Here is a 25162-nt window from a genome sequence, read left to right as displayed (position 1 = left end):
AATTTAATGGAATAATATATTCCATTGATTGGTTTGAAATTGGGATAATAAATGAGTGCACAATACACCTTGCTAGATTGGCTCGTATTCGCAAGCTACGGAGCAATTTTATTACTCAGTGGTTGGTGGTTTAACCGTAAGCGCGCCAACTCAAGTAAAGACTTCTTTTTAGGCGGTAATAGTATGCCGACCTGGATGGTGGCTATTTCGGTATTAGCTACTTCACAGTCTGCTGCCACTTTTATTGGTGGACCTGATCAGGGTTATCAAGGTGATTTATCGTATTTAGCGACGAACATTGGCGCATTCATAGCTGCATTTATTGTTTCTATTTTTCTGATCCCTAAGTTTTATCAACAAAAAGTGTACACCGTTTATGAACTGCTTGAAAAGCGCATAGGGCCAAAAGCTAAACGCCGCAGCGGCTTAATGTATTTATTTGGCCGAGTGTTTGCCAGTGGCGCACGTCTATATATGGCCGCGATTGCAGTAGCGATGATTTTATACGGTAATATAGCCGCAGAAAGTGTGATTATAGCGACTTTGCTATTAGCACTTGCGGGTTTGTTGTATACCGTATTTGGTGGTATTCGCAGTGTAATTTATTCTGATGTGCTGCAAAGTGTCGTATATGTCAGTGCTGCGATTGCCGTTATCTGGTGTTTGTTGGTACTGATCCCCGCTGATTTTTCAACTATTTTAGCAACCTTAAATGAGCCAACCCCAGGTGCTGATTCAAAGCTGGCAATTTTCAAATTTGATTTAGATTTTGGCCCAAGTGGGGTGTTCAATATGGCGTCGGTATTAACCGGCTTTGTATTACTTAACATTGCCGCCTTTGGTCTAGATCAAGATATGACACAGCGTCTACTGACGTGTAAGAGTGACAAAGAAGGCAGTAAAGCATTACTACTTTCTATCGTGATGGTTATTCCCGTGATGTTGGTATTTATCTTTATTGGTTTATTACTTTATATCGTTTATCAGCAGCCAGCATTAATGAACAGTGACGGTGCGCAAGTCGTACAAGAGTTTAATGGTGAAAAAATCACTATTTTTATGTACTACGTACTTAATGAGGCCCCTGCTGGTGTTAAAGGTTTAGTTAGCGTCGGTATCATTGCCGCGGCCATTTCAACATTAAACTCCGGTTTAAGCTCGATGTCGTCAGTCATTGTACAAGATTTATATCGACCTTATTTAGCAGCTAAAAATAAGCAAGTTGCCGATAACCATTTTGTTAAAGCCGGGCGTATTGGCATGGCGGTTGTGAGCCTATCATTAGCATTAATGGCCATAGTTTGTTATTTCTGGCAGCAATACAGTGATATGCCGCTTCTTAAGTTTGCGCTGAGTGTCATGGTGTTTTCGTACAGTGGTTTACTGGGCGTGTATTTTACAACACTATTTACTAAACGTGGCAGTGAAGGCTCAGTATTGGCGGCGTTAATTGTCGGCTTTATGATCACTTTATTCATGCAACCATACATCATTGATTGGTTATTGCCGGCAGCAGATCGCTTCTATTTAGGCTTTACTTGGCAGTTATGTATTGGTACTGCGTTGTCGACTTTAGTGTGTTGTTTAGGTAAACCTCAACTTGCCCAGCGCGGCCAGTCAGCTGTAGGAGCCCAATAGGCATGAACATTGACTATATACTGGCTATTGATGGCGGGGGTACCAAAACGCTGGCGAAATTAGTGAATTTACATAGCGCTGAAGAATTTACTGCGCAGGCTGGTGCAGCCTCAGTTTATAACGATTTTAATACGGCGCTTACTAGTTTACAGCAAGTGATCACTAGCGTATGTGCACAAAGTGGCGCTAAGCATAGCCAAATTTTGGCGGTAATGGGACTTGCGGGCGGCTCGTCTAAAGTGTTGGCTGAGCGAGTAACTGCAAGCTTACAGCTAGACTGTGATATTAAATTTGCGCAATTGAGTATTGTAAGTGATGCAATCACCTCATTATATGGTGCAAATCTAGGTCAGCCAGTTGCAATGTTAGCGTTAGGAACGGGCGCTGTAGCAGCAAGATTATCCGCTGATGGAGAAACAAAATTAATTGGCGGCTGGGGTTTTTCGGTTGATGATTTTGGCGGTGGTGCGCGCTTAGGGTTAAGTGCTGTGCAATGCTTGTTAGATGAAATAGACCGCTTTGAGCAACCTAAAAGCCTGCTAACGCAACAGCTGAGTGAACAAGTTGGCCGTGAGCGAGAACAAATATCAAGTTGGTTAATGAAGGCCAAAGCGTTAGATTATGCGCGTTTTAGTCCTTTAATCTTTAGTTTAAAAACACAGTGTATAATAGCCGATACGGTGCTTAGTGAGCATGTTCGACAAGTCGAGAGATTGATTGAAAAATGTCGTGGTCAGAGCCAGTTACCAGTCATAATTATTGGCGGTTTAGCGGACGTAACCATTGCATTATTAAATGAAAATACACAACTGAATTTATCTCCCCGTCAAGGGGATTCGTTAGCCGGTGCGGTGATTTTAGCCAGCGACCGCATTAAACAAATTGAATACACAAGGATTACACAATGAGCCCTGAGTCTAATTTTAATCAGCAGCGTGCACTTTTAGAAGAGCTGAACGGGATTGTGTCAGAAGGACAAAACTTAGATACGTTGGATATAGATTTACTCGATAGTCGCGAAATTTTAACCAAAATAAATTTGGAAGATCAAAAAGTTGCCGCTGCTGTAAAGTTAGTGATCCCAGAGATAGCCAAAGCGGTCGATCATATTGTAACGGCATTTAAGCAAGGCGGTCGTTTAATTTATATTGGTGCCGGCACCAGTGGTCGCTTAGGTATTTTAGATGCTGTGGAATGCGCGCCAACTTACAGTGTCAGCGATCAACAAGTAATGGGAATAATTGCGGGTGGCGAAACGGCTTTTAAAAAAGCAGTTGAAGGTGCCGAAGATAGCTTAAAATTAGGCGTAGAAGATCTTAAAGCCGTTAATCTACAGGCTAAAGATGTCGTGGTAGGGATTGCCGCTAGTGGCCGTACACCTTATGTGCGAGCAGCCATTGAGTATGCAAAATCAATAGGATGTATCACCGTTGGAGTAACCTGTAATCCTAACTCCGCGGTAATGAAACTACCTGATATTGGCATTTGCCCGGTAGTTGGCGCTGAAGCGGTAACTGGTTCAACACGTATGAAATCGGGTACTGCACAAAAGTTAGTATTAAATATGCTCAGCACAGCCAGTATGATCCGCACCGGTAAAGTCTATAAAAACTTGATGGTTGATGTGAATGCCAGCAATGAAAAGCTGCATGCTCGTGCGATCCGCATCGTAATGCAAGCAACCGATTGCACTCATCAGCAAGGAGTCGATGCGCTTGCCCAAGCAAAACAAAGTGCTAAATTGGCTATTTTAATCATCTTAACAGGCAAAGATGCCGCCCAAGCTGAGCAAATGTTAACCCAAGCGGATGGTTTTTTACGAAAAGCGGTGGAACTATAAATGTTAATTAGATTATTGGTTATATTACAATGCCTAATTTTGAGCGCATGCGCCCACAACAGCACTGACGATGCAATCTTAACTGATACACCGCAAGTAAATTTAAGTGTTGGCGCTTTACAATATCAGCAGTACCTACCACAACTTGAGGGCAAACGAGTTGGCTTAGTCGTTAATCAAACTTCACAAGTTAATGACACCCATATAGTCGACTTACTGCGTGATAAAGGCGTGAATGTTACTAAAATATTTGCCCCTGAACATGGTTTTCGTGGCGACCACGATGCTGGCGCGCATGTAAAAAGTACGGTGGATACAAAGACCGGTATTGATGTGGTGTCTATTTACGGCAGTAATAAAAAGCCAGATACCGCTGTATTAAGCGAATTAGACGTGATTATTTTTGATATTCAAGATGTTGGTGTGCGTTTTTACACTTATATCAGCTCAATGCATTACATGATGGAAGCTGCTGCTGAGAATAACATTGATTTTATTGTACTTGATAGGCCAAACCCGAATATTGCTTATGTTGATGGGCCAGTTTTAGATTTAAAATTTCAGTCTTTCGTTGGCATGCATGAAATTCCTGTATTACATGGTATGACAGTGGGTGAGCTGGCAAAAATGATCAAAGGTGAAGGGTGGATAAATAAAGCTTCGTCACTAAACTTGACGGTTGTTCCTGTGGCGCATTATCGCCGCGATATGACGTATAGTTTACCTGTTCAGCCAAGCCCTAATTTACCAAATGATCAGTCAATTGCGTTGTATCCATCATTATGCTTTTTTGAAGCAACACCAATTACAATTGGCCGTGGTACAGACTTTCCATTTCAAGTGATAGGTTATTCACCGATTGCGTTAGGGGAGTTTAGTTTTACTCCGCGCGCTATTGAGGGAGCATCAATGAACCCTAAATTTAAAGGGATAGAGGTGCAAGGTCTTGATTTACGCGACAGTACAATCAAAGGACTAGATTTAAGTTTATTTATTACAGCCTACAAAACTTTTACGCAAAACGAGCAAACGTTCTTTGAACGTGCTGGCTTTATGGATAAACTTGCAGGCACTGATAAGCTGCGCTTAGCTATCGAAGCCGGCCAAACAGAGCAGCAAATCAAACAAAGCTGGCAACAAGATCTAGCTCGCTTTAAACAGCAACGCGCAGCATATTTGTTATATCAATAAGACTATTTTCATTTATAAACCTTTAAAACGCAGCTTAGGCTGCGTTTTTTTATTGCGCTTAGAAAAGTTCAACTGTATGTTCTATAAATAAAATTTAAAGGAATAATAATGAAAAAAGACATTTGGTATAAAAAGCCGGAAATGATAGTTGCTTTTTCAGCGTTATTGATAAGCGTTGTTACAACAATAATAGGTATTTACTCAACGATGATTGATCGCTCTTATGCAAGGGCTTCGGTTTGGCCGAGAGTTGAGTTGTATAGGAGTTTTTCACCTAAGGATGAGCTATTTAGTTACGGTATAATGAATAACGGCACAGGTCCGGCAATTATTAAATATGTCAAAGTAATCTATAATGAGAAGCCCATTAAGAAATGGTCTGATTTTATAGCTGCAACGAACTTAGTTCAATCACATATCGGTACACGTATTCTACCAAGTCAAGCGAATTTTAGTGCGGTTTCCATAAAAGATAAGGCTTATTTAACAGAAATTCTTAAAATGGATGAACAGGTTGGAATCGAGCTGTGCTATTGCTCTATTTATGACGAATGTTGGCTGGTTGATAGAAGTAATCAACCAATAGAAATAGCACAATGTGAAATTAGCGACGAACAGCGATTTATGCAGTAATACACGTATTTTGGCAATAAAAAAGGCCACAATTGTGGCCTTACCATGGATGGGGAAATAAGCGCCCATTGAGCGCTTACTTTAATCCATAAGATTAAAACTTAAAGTTAACTGATAACTGCAAGCTACGTGGATTGTAGTAGCTACGCGATTCACCAAACTTCTCTTCAAGTACATACGGGTTTTTGTTATAACCTGTTTGGCGATTAAATACATTGAAGAGATCAGCACGAAATTGTAGTTCCATATCACCAGAGAACTTAAAGTCTTGCGTATAGTTTAAGTCAAGTTGCCAATGGCTAGCAGTGCGACGACTACCAGCAGACTCTGCATAGCGGCTAATATGGCTTGTAGGGTAGCCGTATGTTGTTCCATCCCATGCTTCCCATGCTTTACCTGATTGGAATACGAAGTACGCCCCTAAGTTAGCTTCCCAAGGAAGAGTATAGTAACCGTATACTTTCAGTAAGTGCGGCTTATCACCAGAAAGCGTGCCATAACGGTTATCCCATGAATAACGACCACGGCCATCACCATAGTAAGATGAACCAATAAAGTTATTCGCATCATTGCTTGTTGTGGTGTTATCTTGGTCAAAGTTGCCATAGTAGTGACTCCATACATATGAAGCGTTTACGTAGCTATTCTCACCCAAGTATTCGGCTTCAATACTTGCTTCCCAGTATTTGGTTTCGCCGCCATCAACCTCTGCAATTACATAAGACGAACCACCAATTTCGTCACGAATATCAGCTAAGTTAGCTACATATAAGCCTTTATCTGCAATGTGTTGCGGTACACCTTCGGCATCAACACCTGAGTAATCAGTTAGGCGCGCATTGTTTGGCATATCCTCCCAAAAGTGCATGCCTTTACGGTGACGAACATGAGCTCGTAATACTAAGTCAGAACCAACATACTTAGTGGTTCCGATAGTAAATTCGTTAATACGACGTGGTTTCATATCATCTTGGAATACTTTACCAGATGAACCATTTCTAGGTGAAGATGATAAAATATTACCAGCTTCATCTAGTAATAACTCAATTTCGGCACGAGTGTTTCGATCCCATGATGCTGCGCGAGATAATGAACTCGCTTCAGGATTATAAATCGCAAAGTTTGCAAATACGGAATCTTCGTCAGAATAAGTCCATGTTGCACCTAAACGAGGTTGCAGCATATCTTTCCAGTTGGTTTGGTACATTTGGTACTTGTGACCAGGAGCAACTTCATAGCCAGAAATAGTACCAGATTTAGCTTTTAAGCCTTGACCATACCAAGTGTCTTGGCTGACCAATAATCCTAAGTTATAAGTCCAATCACCCAATTCTATAGTATCGTTAATTTCAAAGTTTAGGCTGCGTGTTTCAGAGTTAATGCCTGATACAGGTGAGCCATCTGCAGTTGCTAAACTCATTTGTTGGACTCGAGCACGGTAGATAGCATTTGCAGGGTCAAAACCATCAGTGTTTGCATCAGCATCAACTAAGCCACCAATGTATGCAATTGAACCCCAACCGTTAGAGAGTCTGGTTAGTTGCTCTTCGCCTTCTTCCCATTTTGCACCAAAATGGAGTATGTGGTATGCATCCCCCCAGCTAAGTTCATGTTCTAAACTAACTTCAAAGGAATCACGATAAAAGTTTTGATTGTCATAAGTTGCGTATGCACCAACACCACCACCGCCTTTCATCACTGCGTCTTCAAGATAGCCATAGGTATTAATTAATGCATTTGCGCCAGCATTATATGCGGCGATTTGTGCTTCGCTAAATCCTTCATCTGGGTCATAACTTCTTAAGCTTGGGACAGAGAAATAACCCATTTGAGCTAAGTCATCAATACCAAGTTGGCTTGATAAAGAAGGGATTACACTCAATGGTGTATCAGGTTGTGAGCCTGTTTCTAATTCAAACTTACTATATTGGAACGAAAGTGTGGTTGCTGATCCTAAGATCCATGAACCATCTAAAGTAAAGATATCTTGATCAGCTTTACTACCGACAGATACAGTGTCCATCTCGTAAGCACCAATCGAATCGCCTTTAACTTCTTTATCTGAGGTACGTTGTGAGATATTTATCAAAATATCATCAGTTGGTGCCCAGGTTAATTTACCAAAGTATTCGTCGCGGATACTCTCATAATCTTTTACTTCGCCATAGGCTGTGTTTTTGTTTGCTTTGGTCTCTTCAGGACGGTAATAAGAGGTATAAAAATATAATGTATCTTCAATCAGTGGACCGCTTAAACTTGCGGTTAACCAGTTTTTATCAAGCTCAAAGCTCTCTTCACCTACTGGCGTTGCAACAAAGGTTTTTGGTTGTATTTTGTATTCTATATTACCGTGAAACTCATCCGTACCAGATTTTGATACTGTGTCAATTGAAAAGCCACCAGAACGGTTAAAGCCAACCGCTTTTGCACCACCTCTGTCCATAGTAACAAAGGCAACATCGTGTGTTGATGGCTCTGAAGCTAAGTTGCCATACATCGGCAATGACACATTAACACCATCGAAGCCATATGAGTTATCAACACCTGATCCACCAGCTGATGGGCCCAACGTTGAATTTGCCGAAAGTTCTATACCAGGGACAAGCTTTAAAAGGTCTCGGTAATCTTGACCTACAGGGACATTATTAATTCCCTCTTCACCTAATGAGTTTGTGAGTGCTGATTTACCTTGTCGAAATAGTTTACTGCCTGTCACTGTAATTACTTCAACATTATCTTTTTTACCGCCAAGAACAACATTAGCACTTGAGGTTTGCTCTAGCAGTACATCAACAGTTATTGTTTGTGTAACGCCGCTGCTGTCTTCAAAGGTCAGCTCATAAGTGCCTGGTTTTAGTTGCGGGAGATCATAACTGCCATCTTCACGGGTTACCACCGTACGCGCTTTTGGCATGACGTTACTACGTGCAGTAATGGTAATACCCGCTAGTGGTTGGTTTGCTTGCTCGGTTTTTACCTTACCTTTAATGCTACCGTTTAAATTCGCGAATGCAGGAGCACTTGCTAGCGAGGCAGCTATTATAGCGGTGGTTATTGCAGTTTTTGGCACTCGCAGAGCGCGATGTGTGGCCTGCGCTAACGAGCTTATAGTGAAGGTTGGTACATGTTTTTTCATTGTTTTCCCCGTCCTTATTATAATTAACTTATAGCTCTGAACTTTGTTGATTCCCCAAACAGAGTTATAAACTTTGATCAATTGTTGCTATTCCATTAAACATGCGTTGCTATTAATGGTCAAGAATAAACTCTTCCTTATTTGTGTTGTATCTATAAATAAAATATATAAAAACTGGTTTCGTTATATTTTTTGTCAATATAAGCGTAAGGCTGGGGGAGTGTTTTCGCGATTTTTAGCGCAGTTAATCATATTTAATATATTGAAATGACATGTTTTTGTATTTTTCATTCTAAAGAAGGAGGATTTTTTATTGAGTTGGAACAATACTGTTGGAGTTACAATAATAATTATTGTTTATGAACTAAAAAATTTTGGTTGGCATGGAATAAATAAATAATTTATAAATTAGCAAACGAGAGATAGGTTATTATTGCACGGCTGTTGTTAAAGTGGTTTTTATAATAAGAAAGGCCACAATAGTGGCCTTAATTCTTTAGGATGTCGTTGGTTAGTGATTTCTAAATTCACCAACAACGTCATTTGAATGCTCTAGTAATTTACGACCTTGACGACTCGATTGCGTTAAAGCGATAAATAGAATATCAATAACAAAGTCTTGCGCAGTACGGGCAAGTATCGATGATAAACGGACTGACTCTTCTTCTGCCACAGAGTAAAGCCTAACATTGGCTTGATCAGCAACAGGGTTACTACCAAATTTAGTGACAGAGATCACGTAACTGTCGTTTTTCTTAGCCTGCTTTACCACTTCAGCAATTTCTCTGGTGACACCCGATTCACTGATCGCAATAACTAAGTCGCCTTTTGCAAAGGTTGATACATAGGCGAGCTGCGCATGACCATCAGGTTCAGCTATTGCTGGCATACCTAACTTTTGCAGCTTATAAGAGAAGTCTTTAGCCACCAGGGCAGAGCCCCCTAAACCACAAATTAAAATTCGTTTAGCTGATTTTAACAAGCTAACAGCTTGTTCAATGGCTAGCGCTTCATTGAGGTTTTTTGTTTCAGTAAGCACAGCAAGTTTACTACTGAGTAGCTTTTCTGCTATTTGCTCTAGTGAATCACTTAAGGTGATTTTACCATGCAGTTTTGGTTCTGATGTTTCATCATTGAGTGCATCAATGACAGCCAGCTTAAATGCTGGAAAGCCTTTGTAGCCCAGTTTTTGCGAAAATTTTACAACGCTTGACTGGCTCACGCCGACAACTTTAGCCAGCTCTACAGACGAAAGATTACGAATAGCATTAGCTGAGTTCAATGTGAAGTCGGCTAGCTTAGCTTCGCTGCTCGATAGGGACTGACGTAAGGCTTTAATTTTTACAAATGTAGACATACTACCCGCTTATTTTTATATTTGGCGTATTTATAGCATTAATCGAAATAAATTTGTACTTATTCTAGGTTCAAATGTAACCATCTTTGTTTTTACTCTTGTTCCTAGGCGTACAAAAAATAAATTATTCCCAATAGCCGCAATTAAGTTTTGGAATATTGTTTAAGAATAATTGGAATAATATAGTTTTAATTATCTAATTTTACAACACCAATAGCACGAACTAACAGATTTATTTGCTAGTCGCTTGGGCACTGTTTTTATGGTGGGATAAAATATCTTTATTTGATTTGCTTGTTGAAATAAATTATTTACAAATCGTTTTACTGTGATAGGGTTTGGTTTATACAACTCAAATCGAGTTGTCCAAACTACAATAACAATATGAGAACTGGGTTTATTTAATGTATTGTTTACTAAATACCGCTAATCGTGGTTTTGGGATTGCGCTTATTTACTTTGATCAGCAATGAGAAGGCTATGACGTTTTTATCTTGGTTTAAAAAACTTTGTTTAGTTACAACTACCGCACTTTTGACTAGTTGTGCTTCAACACCTTACGAGTTTACACAATCTGCCAATTACAGTCATCGTGTTAAGTTTTTAGTCATGCATTACACCGCTATTGATTATGAAAAATCGATGCGTGCTTTAGTCGATGAAGGTGGTTTAAGTGCTCATTATTTATTACCAGAGTTAAATGATCCTAGCTACCCTGAGGATGAATTAAAAGTAATTCAACTAGTTGATGAACATGATAGGGCGTGGCATGCCGGGACAAGCTTTTGGCAAGGCCGTGAAGATTTAAATGATCAATCAATTGGTATCGAAATTGTTAACGTACCAAGCTGTCACTATCCCGAAGTTAAACCTGATGAGCAAATGGAAAATGACGCCTCAAAACTGTGTATTTTCCCCGATTTTGACGCTAAACAAATAGCGTTATTGATTGAGCTCAGTAAAGGTATTTTAGCCCGTAACCCTGATATTGGCCCAACTCAAGTTGTAGGGCACTCCGATATAGCGCCTACACGAAAAAACGATCCAGGTCCGCGCTTTCCATGGTATCAATTGTACCAAGCTGGTATTGGTGCATGGTATGACAGTGACACGGTTGATAAATATTGGCAGCAATTTAATTTAGTTAAACCATCAATTAGTTTAATGCAAAAAGCGTTACGTGGTTATGGTTATGATGTACACGTGACTAATCAACTTGATCCACAAACCCTTGATACATTAAGTGCCTTTCAAATGCACTTTTTACCTTGGCATGTAAGCGGTAATGCAGATGCGCGCAGCGCTGCGGTATTGTTTGCTTTGATGGAGAAGTACTTTCCGAAAAAAGCAGCTAAGTTAATGTTGCAATATCAACAACAGCAACTTGCCCCAGAACCGATTATTAAGCCTTTAGCAAATGCGCAGGTTGTGTTGCAGGTACCAAATCCTAATCCAAGTTCTCGGGCACTGGTTAATGACCGTGGTACATTTAAAGCTTATAAAGGCCGAGGCGAAATTATCATTGAAAATAACACCGCAACGAGCGCGGATATTTTTATCAATGGTGAAAAAATAAATATTGCTCAGCCACTTATGGCAAATAATAGCTACAAATACAGCTTATCTAAACGGACTCACAACGGCACAAATACGTTCAAGGTTGAAAATGTGCAGCCTGAAGGGGCAAGTTTAACATTACGTTTTCCTTACCCAACATTAGTAACTAAGCCTGTAAAGTCAGTGCAGTTTAATAACGTGGATAAATTGATCAATGAAGAAGTCGCGGCAGGATTTCCCGGTGCCGTACTGGCAGTGATCAAAGATGGTAAGTTAATTAAATTAAGCCACTATGGCGATGCTAAAAAATACCTTGCTGATGGCTCATTATTAGAGCAGCCACAGCAGATGAAAAGCGATACATTATTTGATATTGCCTCTAATTCAAAAATGTTTGCCACAAATTTAGCGTTAATGAAACTGGCCAGTGAAGGTAAAGTTGATGTAGAAAAACCACTATTTTATTACTTACCTGAGTTTCGTGGTGCGGGCCGTGAGCAGCGGTTAGTCAAAGATTTACTGACCCACAGTGCAGGTTATCCCGCGGTAGTTGATTTTCATCGTAAAGATAATAAGTTTGGTGAGCGATTCTTTTCACAAAATAGCTTACGTACTAAAAACTTATTACTGACAGGCGTGCCATTTGTTGCGGGTCGTAGCGTTAAACATTTATATTCAGATATTGATTACATGTTACTCGGTGTATTAGTGGAGCGACTTTCAGGGCAGTCGCTGGATAATTATGTTGAAGGGCAAATTTATCAACCGCTTGGTTTAACCCACACCGTTTATAATCCATTGCAAAAGGGCTTTATAAAAAACCAAATAGCTGCCACTGAGTTAATGGGAAACACTCGTGACGGACGGATCAGCTTTGATAATGTTCGTACCGACGTTTTACAAGGACAAGTACATGACGAAAAAGCATTTTATTCCTTAGGTGGGGTCGCAGGTCACGCAGGACTTTTTAGTACAGGTCAAGACTTAGCTGTGCTTGCGCAGTTATTGCTGAATCGCGGTGGCTATGGTGATAAGCAAATATTTACCCCGCAAGTATTAGAGCAATTCATTGCCCCGCAAGCCAGCGATGAAAGTTATGGTTTAGGTTGGCGTCGTGCCGGTAACGGTGCTTTACAATGGCATTTTGGCCCGTACGCGAGCCCACAAGCGTATGGTCACACTGGCTGGACGGGCACGGTTACTGTGATTGATCCCGCTTATGACTTGGCGATAATTTTGCTTACCAATGCTCGCCATACCCCGATTGAAGGGAATGAAACAGATTATGAATTTATGGGGAGAAAGTTTGAAACCGGTAAATATGGCTCAATTGTTTCGCTAATTTATGAAGCAATATTAAATAAGCATTGATCTAAATGGCAGTGTTCAGCTTATCGCTAATCGATTTAAGTTGTGTTTATTGACGAACAGATTAAGCTAATGAGTTTGTTCCAGCCTTTATAACAAAGGCCTGATAATAATTAGAGTGAGTCATAGACTCACCACAAAAAAGGTTACAGTATGTCTTGGTATTCAATTTTACCGCCACTAATTGCGATTTTGATCGTATTTTGGCGCAAAGAAGTCATTATGGCGCTACTTGTCGCTGTTGCTTCTTCAGAGTTTTTGCTGGCCTTGCAAGGTAACGGTAATACACTTTTTAATACATTTATAAATACCATAGAGCGCGTGGTGAGCGTAGCAAGTTCGCCAGGTAATAGTCGTATCCTAATTTTTAGTATCTTAATCGGTGCATTACTTGCTTACATACGCGAATCGGGCGGTGTGGCTGCAACAGTAAATGTGTTGATGAACAAAGGTGTGGCAAAGAGCAAACGCCAAGTGGGTTATTTAACCATGTTTTCAGGTATTGCGGTGTTTATAGAATCTAACTTAAGTGTACTGACTGCGGGTATTTTATCGCGGGGTTTATTCGATAAATTTAAAATGAGCCGTGCTCGCTTAGCATACATTATTGATAGTACCAGTGCTCCTGTGTGTATTTTGATTTTACTTAATGGTTGGGGGGCATACATACTTGGCTTGCTTGGTAATTATGAACTGTCAGAGTCGGCAGTCTCGGTGTTATGGGGCAGCATAGGCTATAACTTTTACGCCATCATCACCTTACTCATTGTGTTTTACACTATCTCGTTTGATAAAGTACACGGCCCGCTTAAAAAGGCTGAAGAGCAATTAGAGCACCAAAAAACAGAGCTGCAAGAAGAAGTAACAGGCACTAAAGCACGTTATATGCTGGTTCCTTTACTTACTTTAATAGGTAGCATGGTCGGCTTTATGTATTGGTCAGGTAATGGTGATATTGCCAGCGGCAGTGGCTCTAAGTCGGTATTGTATGCAACTATTTTAGCTTGCGTTGTCGCCTACTTATTAATGGTAAGCTCTCGTCAATTTACTCACCATAAACTGGTTGATATTGGCTTTAAAGGCATGGGTGAGTTATTACCCTTAGTCGCGATTGTATTACTATCATTGACTCTCGGCGCCAGTTTAAAAGATTTAGGTACTGGCACTTTTGTTGCGGGCTTAGTGGGTGATTACTTACCTATTTACTTAGTCGTACCAGTGTTGTTTGTAACCGGTGCGGTGATCTCTTTCACAACAGGCACCTCATGGGGTACATTTGCAATACTTATCCCGATTGGTGTGCCATTAATTCAAGCGCTTGGTTTACCGCCGTCATTAGTGATTGCGGCAATTTTAGGGGGCGGCGTATTTGGCGATCATTGCTCGCCAATATCAGATACCAGTGCGGTGTCAGCTATTGCCTCCGGCTGTGACTTGCTTACTCACGTTAAAACACAAATGCCGTATGCATTATTCGCGGGTGGCTTAACGTTTGTTGCTTACCTAGTTACGAGCATTATTGTGTTGTAAAGAGTTAGCGAGCTTGCGAGAGTAAAGTTAGCTAGTCAGCGAAAAGCCTGCAAATTTGCAGGCTTTTTAGTTTATAGTGCAGCAATAAAACAGCAGCTATTGATGGATTAACTTTTTATATTTGGCAGGGGGTATTTGTAAAATAGCGTTGAACTCATTGTTTAGGTGAGATTGATCGGAAAACCCGCACTCAAGGGCGAGTTGTGCCAAGCTTAGCTGTGGGTTTGCTTTTATAAGTTGTCTGACTTGCCTGACTCTGTAAATACGTGCTAGGTGTTTGGCAGTGATGCCACAGGTGTTTTTAACGTAGCGCTCTAATTGCCGCTTACCTTTAGGGGTGTGCTCGTAAGCAGTACTTAGTGGGGTAAGATTGATTATTTTATGGATCAATTTTTGTGTGTGCTCAATAGCCTGATGGTGTATTTTTGATGCATTGAGGTGCGCCGACAACAAATCAATAAACGAATCTAAGTTAGCATATTGGTCAAGCGCCTGTGCTAAACCTGCTAAGGTTGCAGGCGCCACAAGCGAATGATTTACCTTTTGTAAATGGGCAAGTCCAGCGGGTTTAAACCGGATCCCACAAAAGACGGAGCCAGCAGTAAACGTTACTTTTTCTGACTGTGTTGATATGGTTTGCATGAAATAGGGGGGATTTAATGGTTTTCCAGCTAAATTAAGACGCCCAGATAGTAAAAATATAACGCCTTTTGCGCCATCGCAGGGGAGCCAACTCTCCCCTGAATATTGGGCGCTTGCAAACCAAACTGCTTGTACATAATCAGCGATATCGCCCGTTGGGCTGTAAATAGTTTATCGTTCATTAAACTCGACTGTCGGTTTAAACATTTTGACTATACGATTCCAACTATTTATAGCATTAATTGCTACGGTGAGGGTAACTAAACTTGGTTGATCAAATAATGCTGAAAGTGTTTGGTAAAAGTCATCATCAATGTTCTGTGACAAAGGTCAACTTCTCGCAAAGCGCTAATGCAGCACGTTCTTTATCGTTATAAAGTGGCGTGTCTTGCCACGCATTGAGGGCAATAATGCGGTTAATGCTCTCACCATATTCCAGTGCTTGTTTGCTATGCATGGCTAAACAATACGCGCATTGGTTTAACTGTGACGCTCTTAGTTTTAGCAGCTCCCAAATTGTCACTCCAAAGGTAGCCTCGACTTTCTGTTTGATCAGTGCTTCTTGATCAATCAAGTAGGTCATTAACTCGGGTTCGATATTAAAGTAATTCGCTCTTTTCATAATAGTTCCAAATCGATAAATAACTGCTAGCTAGTTTATTGACGGATAAATAAAAAGAATTGTAAAAAAGCGACTTTGTGATTTGTTTTTAGTGTAGTCGTATTGCGCTAAATTTTTGTCATACTATTACACAATAAGAAAGCTGTATAAGTGGCTGATATATTAATTCCACCCTAAAATTAGCGAATTTCAATACTAATTTAGTTCTTAAGCTATAAAAAAGCTCACATCGAAATGATACTGGTTTACTTTAATTTAACAATTGGCTTCATTTGTAGTATAAATGACCCTAATGTAAGTGCGCAAACGATAATTATTAACCGTTTGTACCTAAGTGAAGGATTTGCATTTTACACAACACCATTCAAGGAATAGCATAAATTGGAGCAAAAGAATGAGCGTTATGACAACACTGATACAACGGCACAAGAGTCTATTGTTACTTCTTTTATCTACTTGTAGCTTTGCTACATTGGCATAAAATTGTACAACCATGCCCACCTCTGGTGGGGTTTACTCTTTAATTAACCGTGGCTCTGGCTTGGCATTAGTTGTAAATACGTCTGATACTAGTGGCGCAACGGATGTAATTAGCTATCAATATTGGGGTAGTGCAAACCAGAAGTTTGCTTTCACTAAGGGCAGTGATGGTTACAGGGCTATTCGTTTGCAGCATAATAACCAAGTACTTGATGTACTCAATTCGTCACAGTCTAATGGCGCTAATATTGTGGTGTATGACGATTGGCAAGGGGATAATCAACGCTGGCAGCTGAAGGCGTCTTCATCGGGTGGTTTTAACATCGTTAATAAACTTACGCAAAAGTCATTAACTGTTGCGGGTTCGCAAAACGGTGCCAATGTGTATCAAAATGATGATGTTGGTGGCAGTTCACAGCGCTGGTATATCAATCCAGTTTCAGGTAGTTGTGGTAGCAGTAGTGGTGGCGGTCAAACAACAGCTGGTTTAATTGGTTTTGCGGCACAACCAGGTAATGATGGCCTTGCAACTACCACCGGCGGCGGTAATGTATCTCCTACAATTGTTACTAGCTGTAGTGCGTTAACAGCCGCATTAAACTCAACATCAACAGCGGTTATTCAAGTTCCTAACAATACAACGATTAACTGCCATACGGCAAACCGAACTGTTGCAGCATGTCCACTCGATTGTGGCACATGGGGCGATTACGGTAAAACTTGGTATCGCTTACCGGTTGGTAGTCAAAGCTGTAGTGAATTAGGTAGTAATTCAAATAATACAGTTAACGTTACACGTAATGACTCTCGGCTTCGTGTTCGCTCAAATAAAACCCTTGAAGGATTGGGGAGAAACTCAAAAATCATCGGCGCAAGCTTAGTGATCAGTAATGATCGTAATATCATCATACGTAATATTTTACTTGAAGATATTAACCCAGCATTAGTTGAAGCGGGGGATGCTATTTCTGTTGATGACAGTAGCCACATCTGGATTGATCATATGGCGTTTAATAAAATTAGTGACGGTTATATTGATATTGGCAATAGCCAAAATGTCACTTTAAGCTGGAACCGTTTTTATGGTTATAATACGTAAGTGTGTGCTAACAAATATTGGTATACGCATTTATTCAAAAACTCCCAAATAACGGCACATCATAACTTCTGGGATACAGCTGCAGGGCGCAACCCTAAAGTAGACGGCTACAATTCACGCGTTCATATGTTTAATAACTATTGGAAAAACATTACTTATTTTGCAATTAGTGCAGGTAATGGCGCTGAAGTATTAGTAGAAAATAATTACTTTGAAAACAGTGCAAAACCACATTGGAACCAAGGCTCAGGCTACTTTAGCGCGTCAGGAAATGTGTATACTGGCGTATCAGCAACTGATCAGTATCGCGACAATAGCGCTAACATCTTTAACGATATCCAGTTATACCCATACAGTTTAGACAATGCCAATAGCTTAGGCAGTCAAGTTGATGGCGGTACAGGGCCGCAGAAATACACCCAAACCACCTAAAAATGCAAAAAGCCCTTAATTTAGAGGGCTTTATCACATTGCTTGTATTACGCGTTAGATTTTACCATTAGGCACGATGCGGTAAATTCCCATACCATCAATACCCAGATATAAATCGCCATTAGGGTGGGTTGCAATGCTGCGCACGCGGCCAACACCTTCAAATAGCTTGCTGTGACCTGTTACTTTATCGCCATCAAGCTCTACTAATACTAAGTGAGCAAACTTCATTGCACCAACAAGTACATGACCTTGCCACTGCGGGTATTTGCTACTTGTAACAAACGCCATCCCGGAAGGCGCGATAGACGGCACCCACACCCAATCGGGTTGTTGCATACCTTCGCGGCTTGTTTGATCAGTAATTTTACTGCCATTATAATTAATGCCGTGAGTTACTTCTGGCCAACCGTAGTTAGCGCCTGCTTTAATAATATTGATTTCATCACCACCACGAGGGCCGTGTTCATGACTCCAAATTGCCCCCGTTTCTGGATGCATAGCCATGCCTTGTGGGTTTCTGTGGCCATAAGAGTAAATACTCTTACGTGCGTTTGGCTGATTAACAAACGGGTTTGACTTAGGGATTGTGCCATCAGTATTAATGCGGTGAATTTTTCCTGCATCATACTCTAAGCTTTGTGGGTGAACATCACGCGCGCCGCGATCACCAATCGAAAAGTACAAGTAACCGTCTTTATCAAATTCAATACGCGAGCCGTAATGTTTGCTGGTTGTGGTGTTTGGCGTGCCGTCGAACAGCAGCTGCGAGTCGACTAGTGCCATATCTTTTAAGCGCGCACGCATAATGGACGTATTGTAGCCTTCTTCATCGCCTTCATAACCTGAGTAAGAAAAGTAGATCCAGCCATTGTCTTTAAAGTTAGGATCAAGCTCGATATCTAATAAGCCGCCTTGACCTTCCGCATGCATGTTAGGCAGCCCTGCAATTTTTTGTTCTAGCAGTTTGCCATTACGAATTAGCCTAAGCTCACCAGCGCGGTCTGTTACTAATAAATCTTGCTCGTTAAGCCACGCCATTCCCCAAGGAATATTTACCCCTTGAGCAACTAATTCAAGCTGATACTTATCAGCGCTTTTAGCGACAGGGATTTCTTGTTCCGCTTGCTGTGCACACGCCTGCAAGGTAGATAAACTGACCATAGCAATAGCTAAACTGGTGTAAAAAGACGTCTTCATGATGACTCCAATTTTTTAAACACGATGTAAATAGAGTAGCGTGTTAATAGTTTAATTGTTATTAACATTTACTAAAGTGCGATTAGTAACAGAAAAAATGAGATAGGAGGGAGTATAGAGGGGTTCAGTAAGTTGCTACTTATGCTTTGCGTTGTACTGGGGATGTATTGAAGTTAGAAATAGAATATATTAACAATTTTTACAATCGTATAGGGATTTACCGTGTCAGCTCAGAGCAACTTTCAAAACAATGTAATCGAAAAAATAACAAAACAAAATGCATTGGCAGCCGCATTAGGCACAGTCTTTTGGTGTATACCCATTTTAGTGCTGTGGGTATTTATTTATGAATTAAAGCCAGCAGCAGGAGCTGTTATGCTATGGCTCAGCGGCGCGTTAATAGGTTTAGCTGTTAGGTTTCATGGTCGTGGCTATGAACGATTATTCTCTGTAATAGGTTTTGTGTCTCATGCGTGTATTGTTTTACTCGCATGGGATTTTCAAATAGTGGTCGGCGGCAATGTGCTGTCCGTTATTTTGATTGGCGTTTATGTACTCGGCGCCTGGAGCGCTGCCTATCTATCACGTATCAACATCTCAATGCATGACTATAAAGCATTTGATGCTTATTTTGCGTGCCCTGATTATCTACAACAAAAAAAGTTAAAAAACAGGTGGTTTGTTGTTTTACCTTTGTTGCTAGTGCTGACTTTTGTGGTTGGTTATATTGTTGCCATTGCGGTGCTCATTTTTCAAGAGGTACAGTACATGGAAAATGAAAAAAATCAGCAAGCAGCGCGCGCAGCCGAGTTTCGCGATAAGCACATTGATACCAGTGATGAAGCGCTCGCTGCAATAAGCCAGCATAAAACACTTACTTATGCTTTTGCTTACTATTCAGGTAGGCAGTTTGATGTCCAAGGGCGCTACTTAGGTAATTACCCGCAAGATAGCTATCAAGCGCAATTAATACTGCGTTATTTAGCAGAGCAAAAAAGCAACCCGCGCGCTCAATTTATACTAGGAAAAATACTCGATAGTAAAACAGGTGACGCACTTATCACGCAAGCAGAAGAGGGCGGCGATACCTTTGCAAGGCTTTACAGTATTTATGAATTTGGTTGTTATATGGACGCTAAAAAAGGCAGGCAGTTACTCACCAGCTTTGCTAAAAATATTGAAGAACAATCAGTAAAAATTGATATCTATGGCATGCTCAGCGATGATTTTAACGACCACTGCCAAGTGTTAGACGACACTGAATTTGATTATCGTTATATAAAAGATTACCAGTTTAAACAGTAGGTCGCCCTTTAGGGCGAAAAAGTGAATATCACCACCGAAAGCACAGAGGCGCTTCGCGCTGCACAGAGGTTAAATAGTGGATGTAGGAGATGGTTTTAGCCACGAAGGGTTTAACAGCAGTGATAAGTTAACCAGCGTAGGCGCTAAGCTTGCTGGCGCGCGAGGTTTGGTTGGCTAAAGTGCAACGATAAAACCAATGGGGGCGTTTAAATTGTAGGTCGTCCTTTAGGGCGAAAAAGTGAATATCACCACCGAGGGCACAGAGTGGCTTCGCTACACAGAGGTTAAATATTGGAAGTAGGAGCTGGCTTTAGCCACGAAGGGTTTAACACCAGTGATAAGTTCACCACCGTAGGCGCTAAGCTTGCTGGCGCGTGTAACTTTTGGTCATTGCTTGCTAACTTGTCGCTTTCAAACTCGCTAACTGTTTAAACAAACCTTATTCAAGGTTTGTCGCGCTGGCACGACAGCAAAATAGGGGGGCGCTGCTGCCTTTGGGCTTAACCTGCGACGGGAATCACGCTATTTCCTTCAAAGCATAATTGATGTGAATGTAAGCGCCGTTTTTTCGCCAACTTTCACATCCATGTACGCTCTCCAGTTTGACTATCCATGGTCTCTCGTTCATAGCTGCGCTTTTGACCTATGGCGAAGTCACGCTTTATCGCGCATTGCCTAAATGGCTGTACTTAGGATTTGTCGGGAACAAAATCCAGCCTTGCGCGATATTACTCATCAACTACTTATTTTCAGGGCGTGATGACGGGGAGGGTGTTAAACGTGAGATTGGTATTTGGTCTTGGCAAGATGCAAGACCTGTGCATTTGACCCTTTGCATTCCTTCATGAAGCAAGGTCTCTTTGAGTTTTGTTATACCTCAAGATACCAATAACGTGCCTTTATACATTTGCATTTGGCAATGAAAAGCATATTCACCCACTTTAAGTGCTGGCAGCTCAACAGTGTTATTCTCACCCATAGCGAGCGTTTTACTGATATCGAGTGAAGGAAACACCACTGTTTCGGCGCATGGGGCACTGTCTTGTCGATTAAACGTCAGCGTTACTTTTTTACCAGCAGCCACTTTAATATGGGCAGGGGAATAAACCCCGTTATTAACCACTATCGTTATTTTGTTGTTATTACTTTGCACTTGCTTAGGTTTGTATAGCCAAAACCAGTAAATAATAATCGCAATTAACAACGCGCCGAGTATATTGATCATCAACATAATGCTACTCCTATTTATAAAATTACGATTTACTGGGTTTAAAAAAGCGTAAGCGATTGGCGTTTGTGACCACAGTCAGCGATGACAATGCCATAGCAGCACCTGCAACGACCGGGTTGAGTAATATGCCAAAGAATGGATATAACAGCCCCGCAGCAATTGGAATACCTGCCACATTGTAAATAAATGCACCAAATAAATTTTGCTTAATATTGACTATAGTGGCGCTACTAACTGCAATGGCATCGCCAAGACTCTGTAATGAACCACGCATTAAGGTGATATCAGCGCTCTCAATCGCCACATCGGTGCCAGTGCCAATAGCAAACCCAACATCGGCTTGTGCCAGTGCCGGCGCATCGTTTATACCATCACCCGTCATACCGACTATTTCACCTTTAGCTTGGCGTTTAGTTACTTCACTGGCTTTGTCATCAGGCATTACTTGGGCAATAAAGTCCTTAATACCGACTTTGTTAGCGACGGCTTTGGCGGTAGCTTGGTTATCGCCGGTCAGCATAACAACATGGATACCTTTGTTTTGTAAGCGTTTAATGGCTTCTGCTGAATCGTCTTTTATCGGATCGGCTACCGCTATAATGGCTTGTAGTTGGGTATCAATGGCAAAATACATTGGCGTTTTAGCGGCGCAGGCTAATTGCTCAGCTTGCTCTTTTGCCTCTGCAATACTGATATTGTGTTGGCTCATAAGCGCTTCATTGCCAAACAATAAAGTTTGTCCATCAAATGTGCCTGTCACACCTTGCCCCGTGACGGCGTTAAAATCACTGATTTTTTCAACCGTTATATCTTCATTTTCAGCATAACTTACAATAGCTTGCGCTAAAGGATGCTCCGAGCCGCTTTCAAGACTAGCAGCAAGCTTTAGGACGTGTACTTTATCGCTGTCATTAAAATTAATGATATCGGTAACGGTGGGTTTACCTTCGGTGATCGTGCCGGTCTTATCTAAAATCATGGTGGTTATTTTAGAGGTGGTTTGCAGCGCTTCTCCATTACGGATAAGTATTCCCGATTCAGCGGCTTTACCTATCCCAACCATAATTGACATAGGGGTTGCTAAACCCAGCGCACACGGACAGGCAATGATAAGCACCGTAGTCACAGCCACTACCGCATAAGCAATGCTCGGCTCGGGGCCAAAATTAAGCCAAGCAAGGCCCGCGAGCACCGCAATGATCATTACGGTAGGAACAAATACGCCGGATATTACATCGGCTAAACGCCCTATGGAGGGTTTAGAATTTTGTGCACGTTTAACCATATTAATAATATTGGCAAGTGTGGTTTCACTACCAATATGGGTGGCTTTAAATAGCAACGTGCCACTTTTATTAATGCTGCCTGCAACAATGGTATCGCCCTCACTTTTGTTGACTGGCATTGGCTCACCCGTGAGCATTGACTCATCCACTGAGCTGCTACCTTCAATGACTTCACCATCCACGGGGATTTTTTCACCGGGGCGTACACGCACAGTCTCGTTTTTTAGTACCTCACTAATAGCTATGTCTTGCTCTTTGTTATCACGCACTACCCGAGCTGTTTTTGGTTGTAAACCAATTAAGCGTTTTATCGCTTCAGATGTACGGCCACGGGCTTTTACTTCAAAGGCAAGGCCTAGGCTAATTAAACCGATGATCATCGCCGAGGCTTCAAAATAAACATGTCTGGCCACCTCGGGTAATACGCTTGGCGCAATTACTACCACCATAGAATACAACCACGCGGTACCTGTGCCCAACGCAATCAGTGTATCCATATTGGCGGTGTGGTTTTTAAATGACTGCCATGCGCCGTTGTAAAATTGTTTACCCGCAATAGCCATAACCACTAAAGTGACTATACCAACAATAAACCAGCCAATGCGCTGTGTATTGGTGGTGACACTCATATCAAAAATAAGCCCATACAGCATAAGCGGAGCGCCAACGCCTAGTGCCAATACCATATTCCGCATTAGCTTTTTATAGTGCGCGTTATCGGCTTTGGCTTTTTCATCTAGCGCGTCTTGCTCCGACTCGCTATTCATTGGCTTAGCCTTGTAGCCAATATTTTCGACTGCTTCAATCAGCTCTGCTGATGGCGCATTGCCTTCAACCTGCACACTGCGATCAGCAAAATTCATTTCAACACGCTGCGCACCAGATACACTTTTTAGCGCTTTTTCTATTTTTGCAACGCAGCTCCCACAGCTAGCGCCTTCAATCATAAAATTTTGCACTGTGTCTTTATTGTTGCTCATTTTGCTTCCTCGGAACTAACTTGTTCGTTAAGGGGATCTACAAAGGTCTCAATTAAACTACATATATCGGCACTTACAGCACCATCGCTTGAGTTTTCCCACTGTCTTACCGCTGCTTGCATTCGCGTTCTTAGTTTGAGTGTTTCTTGAAATAACCGCTCTGTTTCTGCGAGTCGTTTAGTTATTAATTTTCGTGTCAGTGGGCAAGGGCAATTGCCTTGCTCCGACTGAGCAACTATTTGCTGAATATCTTTAATAGAAAAACCAAGTTGTCGCGCACTAATAATAAACTTTAAACGTTGTTGATCGTCTTTGGTATACACCTGATAGCCATTGTTTTGGCTACGAATGGGTTTAAGTAGCTTTATACGCGTGTAGTGCCGCACTGTATCTTGGGTCACTCCCATGATTTTAGCTAGCTGTTTAACATACATAACTTGACTCCATCGTTATTCAATAATGGCATGATAAACGTATGTGCAACACACAGGTCAACCGCTATTTTAAAACTAGGCTGTTTGTTGTTTTGATTTACATATAAAAGTTTTAACGCTTATCAATAGAAGTACTTGAAGGATGCAACAGTAACTATATGGTTAATGTTGAAATATGCATGAGCCCGATATTTCGTAGCTGCTTAAATTCACTATAGTTTAGTTTGCCTCACTACGCGACTTTTAAGTGCGACACTGTATTACGCTGCGCGTTGTACTGATGGCTGTTAAAGCACTTTCTAGGGTTGCTGTAATGGCGACGCGCAAGCGCTTATAAGGTGGTTAGCTCTGTGTAGGAGCTGGCTTTAGCCACGAAGGGTTTAACACCAGTGATAAGTTCACCACCGTAGGCGCTGAGCTTGCTTGCGCGTGTGGTTTGGTTGGCTAAAGTGCAACGATAAAACCAATGGGGCGTTTAAATTGTAGGTCGTCCTTTAGGGCGAAAAAGTGAATATCACCACCGAGAGCACAGAGGGGCTTCGCTACACAGAGGTTAAATATTGGAAGTAGGAGCTGGCTTTAGCCACGAAGGGTTTAACACCAGTGATAAGTTCATCACCGTAGGCGCTAAGCTTGCTGGCGCGCGTGGTTTGGTTGGCTAAAGTGCGGCGATAAAACCAATGGGGGCGTTCAAATTGTAGGTCGCCCTTTAGGGCGAAAAAGTGAATATCACCACCGAGAGCACAGAGGCGCTTCGCTACACAGAGGTTAAATATTGGAAGTAGGAGATGGCTTTAGCCACGAAGGGTTTAACACCAATGTAAGGGCTAACCAGCGTAGGCGCTGAGCTTGCTGGCGCGCGTGGTTTGGTTGGCTAAAGTGCAACGATAAAACCAATGGGGCGTTTAAATTGTAGGTCGTCCTTTAGGGCGAAAAAAGTGAATTTCACCACCGAGAGCACAGAGGCGCTTCGCTACACAGAGGTTAAATATTGGAAATAGGAGCTGGCTTCAGCCACGAAGGGTTTAACACCAGTGATAAGTTCACCAGCGTAGGCGCTAAGCTTGCTGGCGCGCGTGGTTTGGTTGGCTAAAGTGCAACGATAAAACCAATGGGGCGTTTAAATTGTAGGTCGTCCTTTAGGGCGAAAAAGTGAATATCACCACCGAGAGCACAGAGGGGCTTCGCTACACAGAGGTTA

20 protein-coding genes are annotated in these 25162 nt (G+C 41.6%); 11 read left to right on the top strand and 9 right to left on the bottom strand.

The genetic code is table 11. The features are described from left to right. The first annotated feature begins 51 nt into the window (after positions 1-51). From H5162_RS05210 to H5162_RS05190, 5 genes are all read left to right on the top strand, one after another. Positions 52-1638 (top strand): sodium:solute symporter, encoded by a 1587-nt coding sequence (locus tag H5162_RS05210; protein ID WP_182718009.1) that lies wholly within the window; start codon positions 52-54, stop codon positions 1636-1638. A gap of 2 nt (positions 1639-1640) precedes the next feature. Further along, a complete protein-coding gene (locus H5162_RS05205) occupies positions 1641-2546 on the top strand; it encodes a BadF/BadG/BcrA/BcrD ATPase family protein (protein WP_145240859.1) in 906 nt (301 codons plus the stop codon). After that, on the top strand, positions 2543-3478 hold the full coding sequence (gene murQ / locus H5162_RS05200) for an N-acetylmuramic acid 6-phosphate etherase (protein WP_145240861.1): 936 nt from the start codon (positions 2543-2545) through the stop codon (positions 3476-3478). The genes H5162_RS05205 and murQ overlap by 4 nt, the downstream gene beginning before the upstream one ends. Next, the gene (locus H5162_RS05195; RefSeq protein WP_182777878.1) at positions 3479-4669 is read left to right on the top strand and encodes an exo-beta-N-acetylmuramidase NamZ domain-containing protein; all 1191 of its coding nucleotides are present in this window, start codon (positions 3479-3481) and stop codon (positions 4667-4669) included. Between the two features lie 108 nt (positions 4670-4777). Continuing rightward, positions 4778-5302 carry a hypothetical protein gene (locus tag H5162_RS05190; RefSeq protein WP_182777876.1) on the top strand — a complete coding sequence of 175 codons (525 nt, stop codon included), beginning with the start codon at positions 4778-4780 and terminating at the stop codon, positions 5300-5302. A gap of 94 nt (positions 5303-5396) precedes the next feature. On the opposite strand, the gene H5162_RS05185 is transcribed toward H5162_RS05190, so the two are convergent. After that, positions 5397-8438: a TonB-dependent receptor gene (locus tag H5162_RS05185; protein ID WP_182777874.1), complete on the bottom strand. Its 3042-nt coding sequence runs from the start codon at positions 8436-8438 to the stop codon at positions 5397-5399. Between the two features lie 511 nt (positions 8439-8949). Next, the gene (locus tag H5162_RS05180) at positions 8950-9795 is read right to left on the bottom strand and encodes a MurR/RpiR family transcriptional regulator (RefSeq protein ID WP_145240869.1); all 846 of its coding nucleotides are present in this window, start codon (positions 9793-9795) and stop codon (positions 8950-8952) included. Between the two features lie 480 nt (positions 9796-10275). Between H5162_RS05180 and pbp4b the strand changes: the two genes are divergently transcribed. Both pbp4b and H5162_RS05170 read left to right on the top strand, forming a co-directional pair. After that, entirely contained in the window at positions 10276-12723 is a 2448-nt protein-coding gene (gene pbp4b / locus H5162_RS05175) for a penicillin binding protein PBP4B (RefSeq protein ID WP_182777872.1), read from the top strand. Positions 12724-12873: 150 nt separating this feature from the next. Further along, the gene (locus H5162_RS05170; protein WP_182731162.1) at positions 12874-14250 is read left to right on the top strand and encodes a Na+/H+ antiporter NhaC family protein; all 1377 of its coding nucleotides are present in this window, start codon (positions 12874-12876) and stop codon (positions 14248-14250) included. 96 nt (positions 14251-14346) lie between these two features. Here H5162_RS05170 and H5162_RS05165 read toward each other — a convergent pair whose 3' ends face one another. The 3 genes from H5162_RS05165 to H5162_RS05160 all read right to left on the bottom strand — a co-directional run bounded on the left by H5162_RS05165 (position 14347) and on the right by H5162_RS05160 (position 15514). Further along, on the bottom strand, positions 14347-14892 hold the full coding sequence (locus H5162_RS05165) for a helix-turn-helix domain-containing protein (protein WP_182777870.1): 546 nt from the start codon (positions 14890-14892) through the stop codon (positions 14347-14349). 171 nt (positions 14893-15063) lie between these two features. Further along, a complete protein-coding gene (locus H5162_RS21345) occupies positions 15064-15219 on the bottom strand; it encodes a hypothetical protein (protein ID WP_259398176.1) in 156 nt (51 codons plus the stop codon). After that, the gene (locus H5162_RS05160; RefSeq protein WP_259398175.1) at positions 15203-15514 is read right to left on the bottom strand and encodes a carboxymuconolactone decarboxylase family protein; all 312 of its coding nucleotides are present in this window, start codon (positions 15512-15514) and stop codon (positions 15203-15205) included. The genes H5162_RS21345 and H5162_RS05160 overlap by 17 nt, the downstream gene beginning before the upstream one ends. A gap of 493 nt (positions 15515-16007) precedes the next feature. On the opposite strand from H5162_RS05160, the gene H5162_RS05155 reads away from it, so the two are divergent. Both H5162_RS05155 and H5162_RS05150 read left to right on the top strand, forming a co-directional pair. After that, positions 16008-17093: an RICIN domain-containing protein gene (locus tag H5162_RS05155; RefSeq protein WP_182777868.1), complete on the top strand. Its 1086-nt coding sequence runs from the start codon at positions 16008-16010 to the stop codon at positions 17091-17093. Further along, a complete protein-coding gene (locus tag H5162_RS05150; RefSeq protein ID WP_182735256.1) occupies positions 17094-17525 on the top strand; it encodes a hypothetical protein in 432 nt (143 codons plus the stop codon). It begins immediately after the preceding gene. 54 nt (positions 17526-17579) lie between these two features. Here the strand turns inward: H5162_RS05150 and H5162_RS05145 are convergent, their stop codons facing one another. Beyond that, on the bottom strand, positions 17580-18725 hold the full coding sequence (locus tag H5162_RS05145; RefSeq protein WP_182777866.1) for a PQQ-dependent sugar dehydrogenase: 1146 nt from the start codon (positions 18723-18725) through the stop codon (positions 17580-17582). Between the two features lie 222 nt (positions 18726-18947). Between H5162_RS05145 and H5162_RS05140 the strand changes: the two genes are divergently transcribed. Together H5162_RS05140 and H5162_RS05135 are read left to right on the top strand one after the other, a co-directional pair. Next, complete coding sequence (locus H5162_RS05140) at positions 18948-20030, top strand: hypothetical protein (protein ID WP_182777864.1); 1083 nt, start codon at positions 18948-18950, stop codon at positions 20028-20030. Between the two features lie 291 nt (positions 20031-20321). Continuing rightward, a complete protein-coding gene (locus H5162_RS05135) occupies positions 20322-20462 on the top strand; it encodes a hypothetical protein (RefSeq protein WP_182777862.1) in 141 nt (46 codons plus the stop codon). A gap of 445 nt (positions 20463-20907) precedes the next feature. Here H5162_RS05135 and H5162_RS05130 read toward each other — a convergent pair whose 3' ends face one another. Genes H5162_RS05130 through H5162_RS05120 form a run of 3 tightly spaced genes read right to left on the bottom strand, consistent with a single transcriptional unit; the run spans position 20908 to position 23961 of the window. Continuing rightward, positions 20908-21261 (bottom strand): cupredoxin domain-containing protein, encoded by a 354-nt coding sequence (locus tag H5162_RS05130; protein ID WP_182777860.1) that lies wholly within the window; start codon positions 21259-21261, stop codon positions 20908-20910. A 22-nt stretch (positions 21262-21283) separates the two neighbouring features. Continuing rightward, on the bottom strand, positions 21284-23527 hold the full coding sequence (locus tag H5162_RS05125; RefSeq protein ID WP_182777858.1) for a heavy metal translocating P-type ATPase: 2244 nt from the start codon (positions 23525-23527) through the stop codon (positions 21284-21286). Continuing rightward, positions 23524-23961, bottom strand: a complete 438-nt coding sequence (locus H5162_RS05120; RefSeq protein WP_182777856.1) for a MerR family transcriptional regulator — start codon at positions 23959-23961, stop codon at positions 23524-23526. The genes H5162_RS05125 and H5162_RS05120 overlap by 4 nt, the downstream gene beginning before the upstream one ends. Between the last annotated feature and the right edge of the window lie 1201 nt (positions 23962-25162).

The organism is Pseudoalteromonas sp. SR41-8 (assembly GCF_014163915.1).
Lineage (GTDB): Bacteria > Pseudomonadota > Gammaproteobacteria > Enterobacterales > Alteromonadaceae > Pseudoalteromonas > Pseudoalteromonas rhizosphaerae.
Note: the sequence above shows the minus strand (reverse complement) of the source record. Positions and strands in the feature narration are given on the sequence as shown.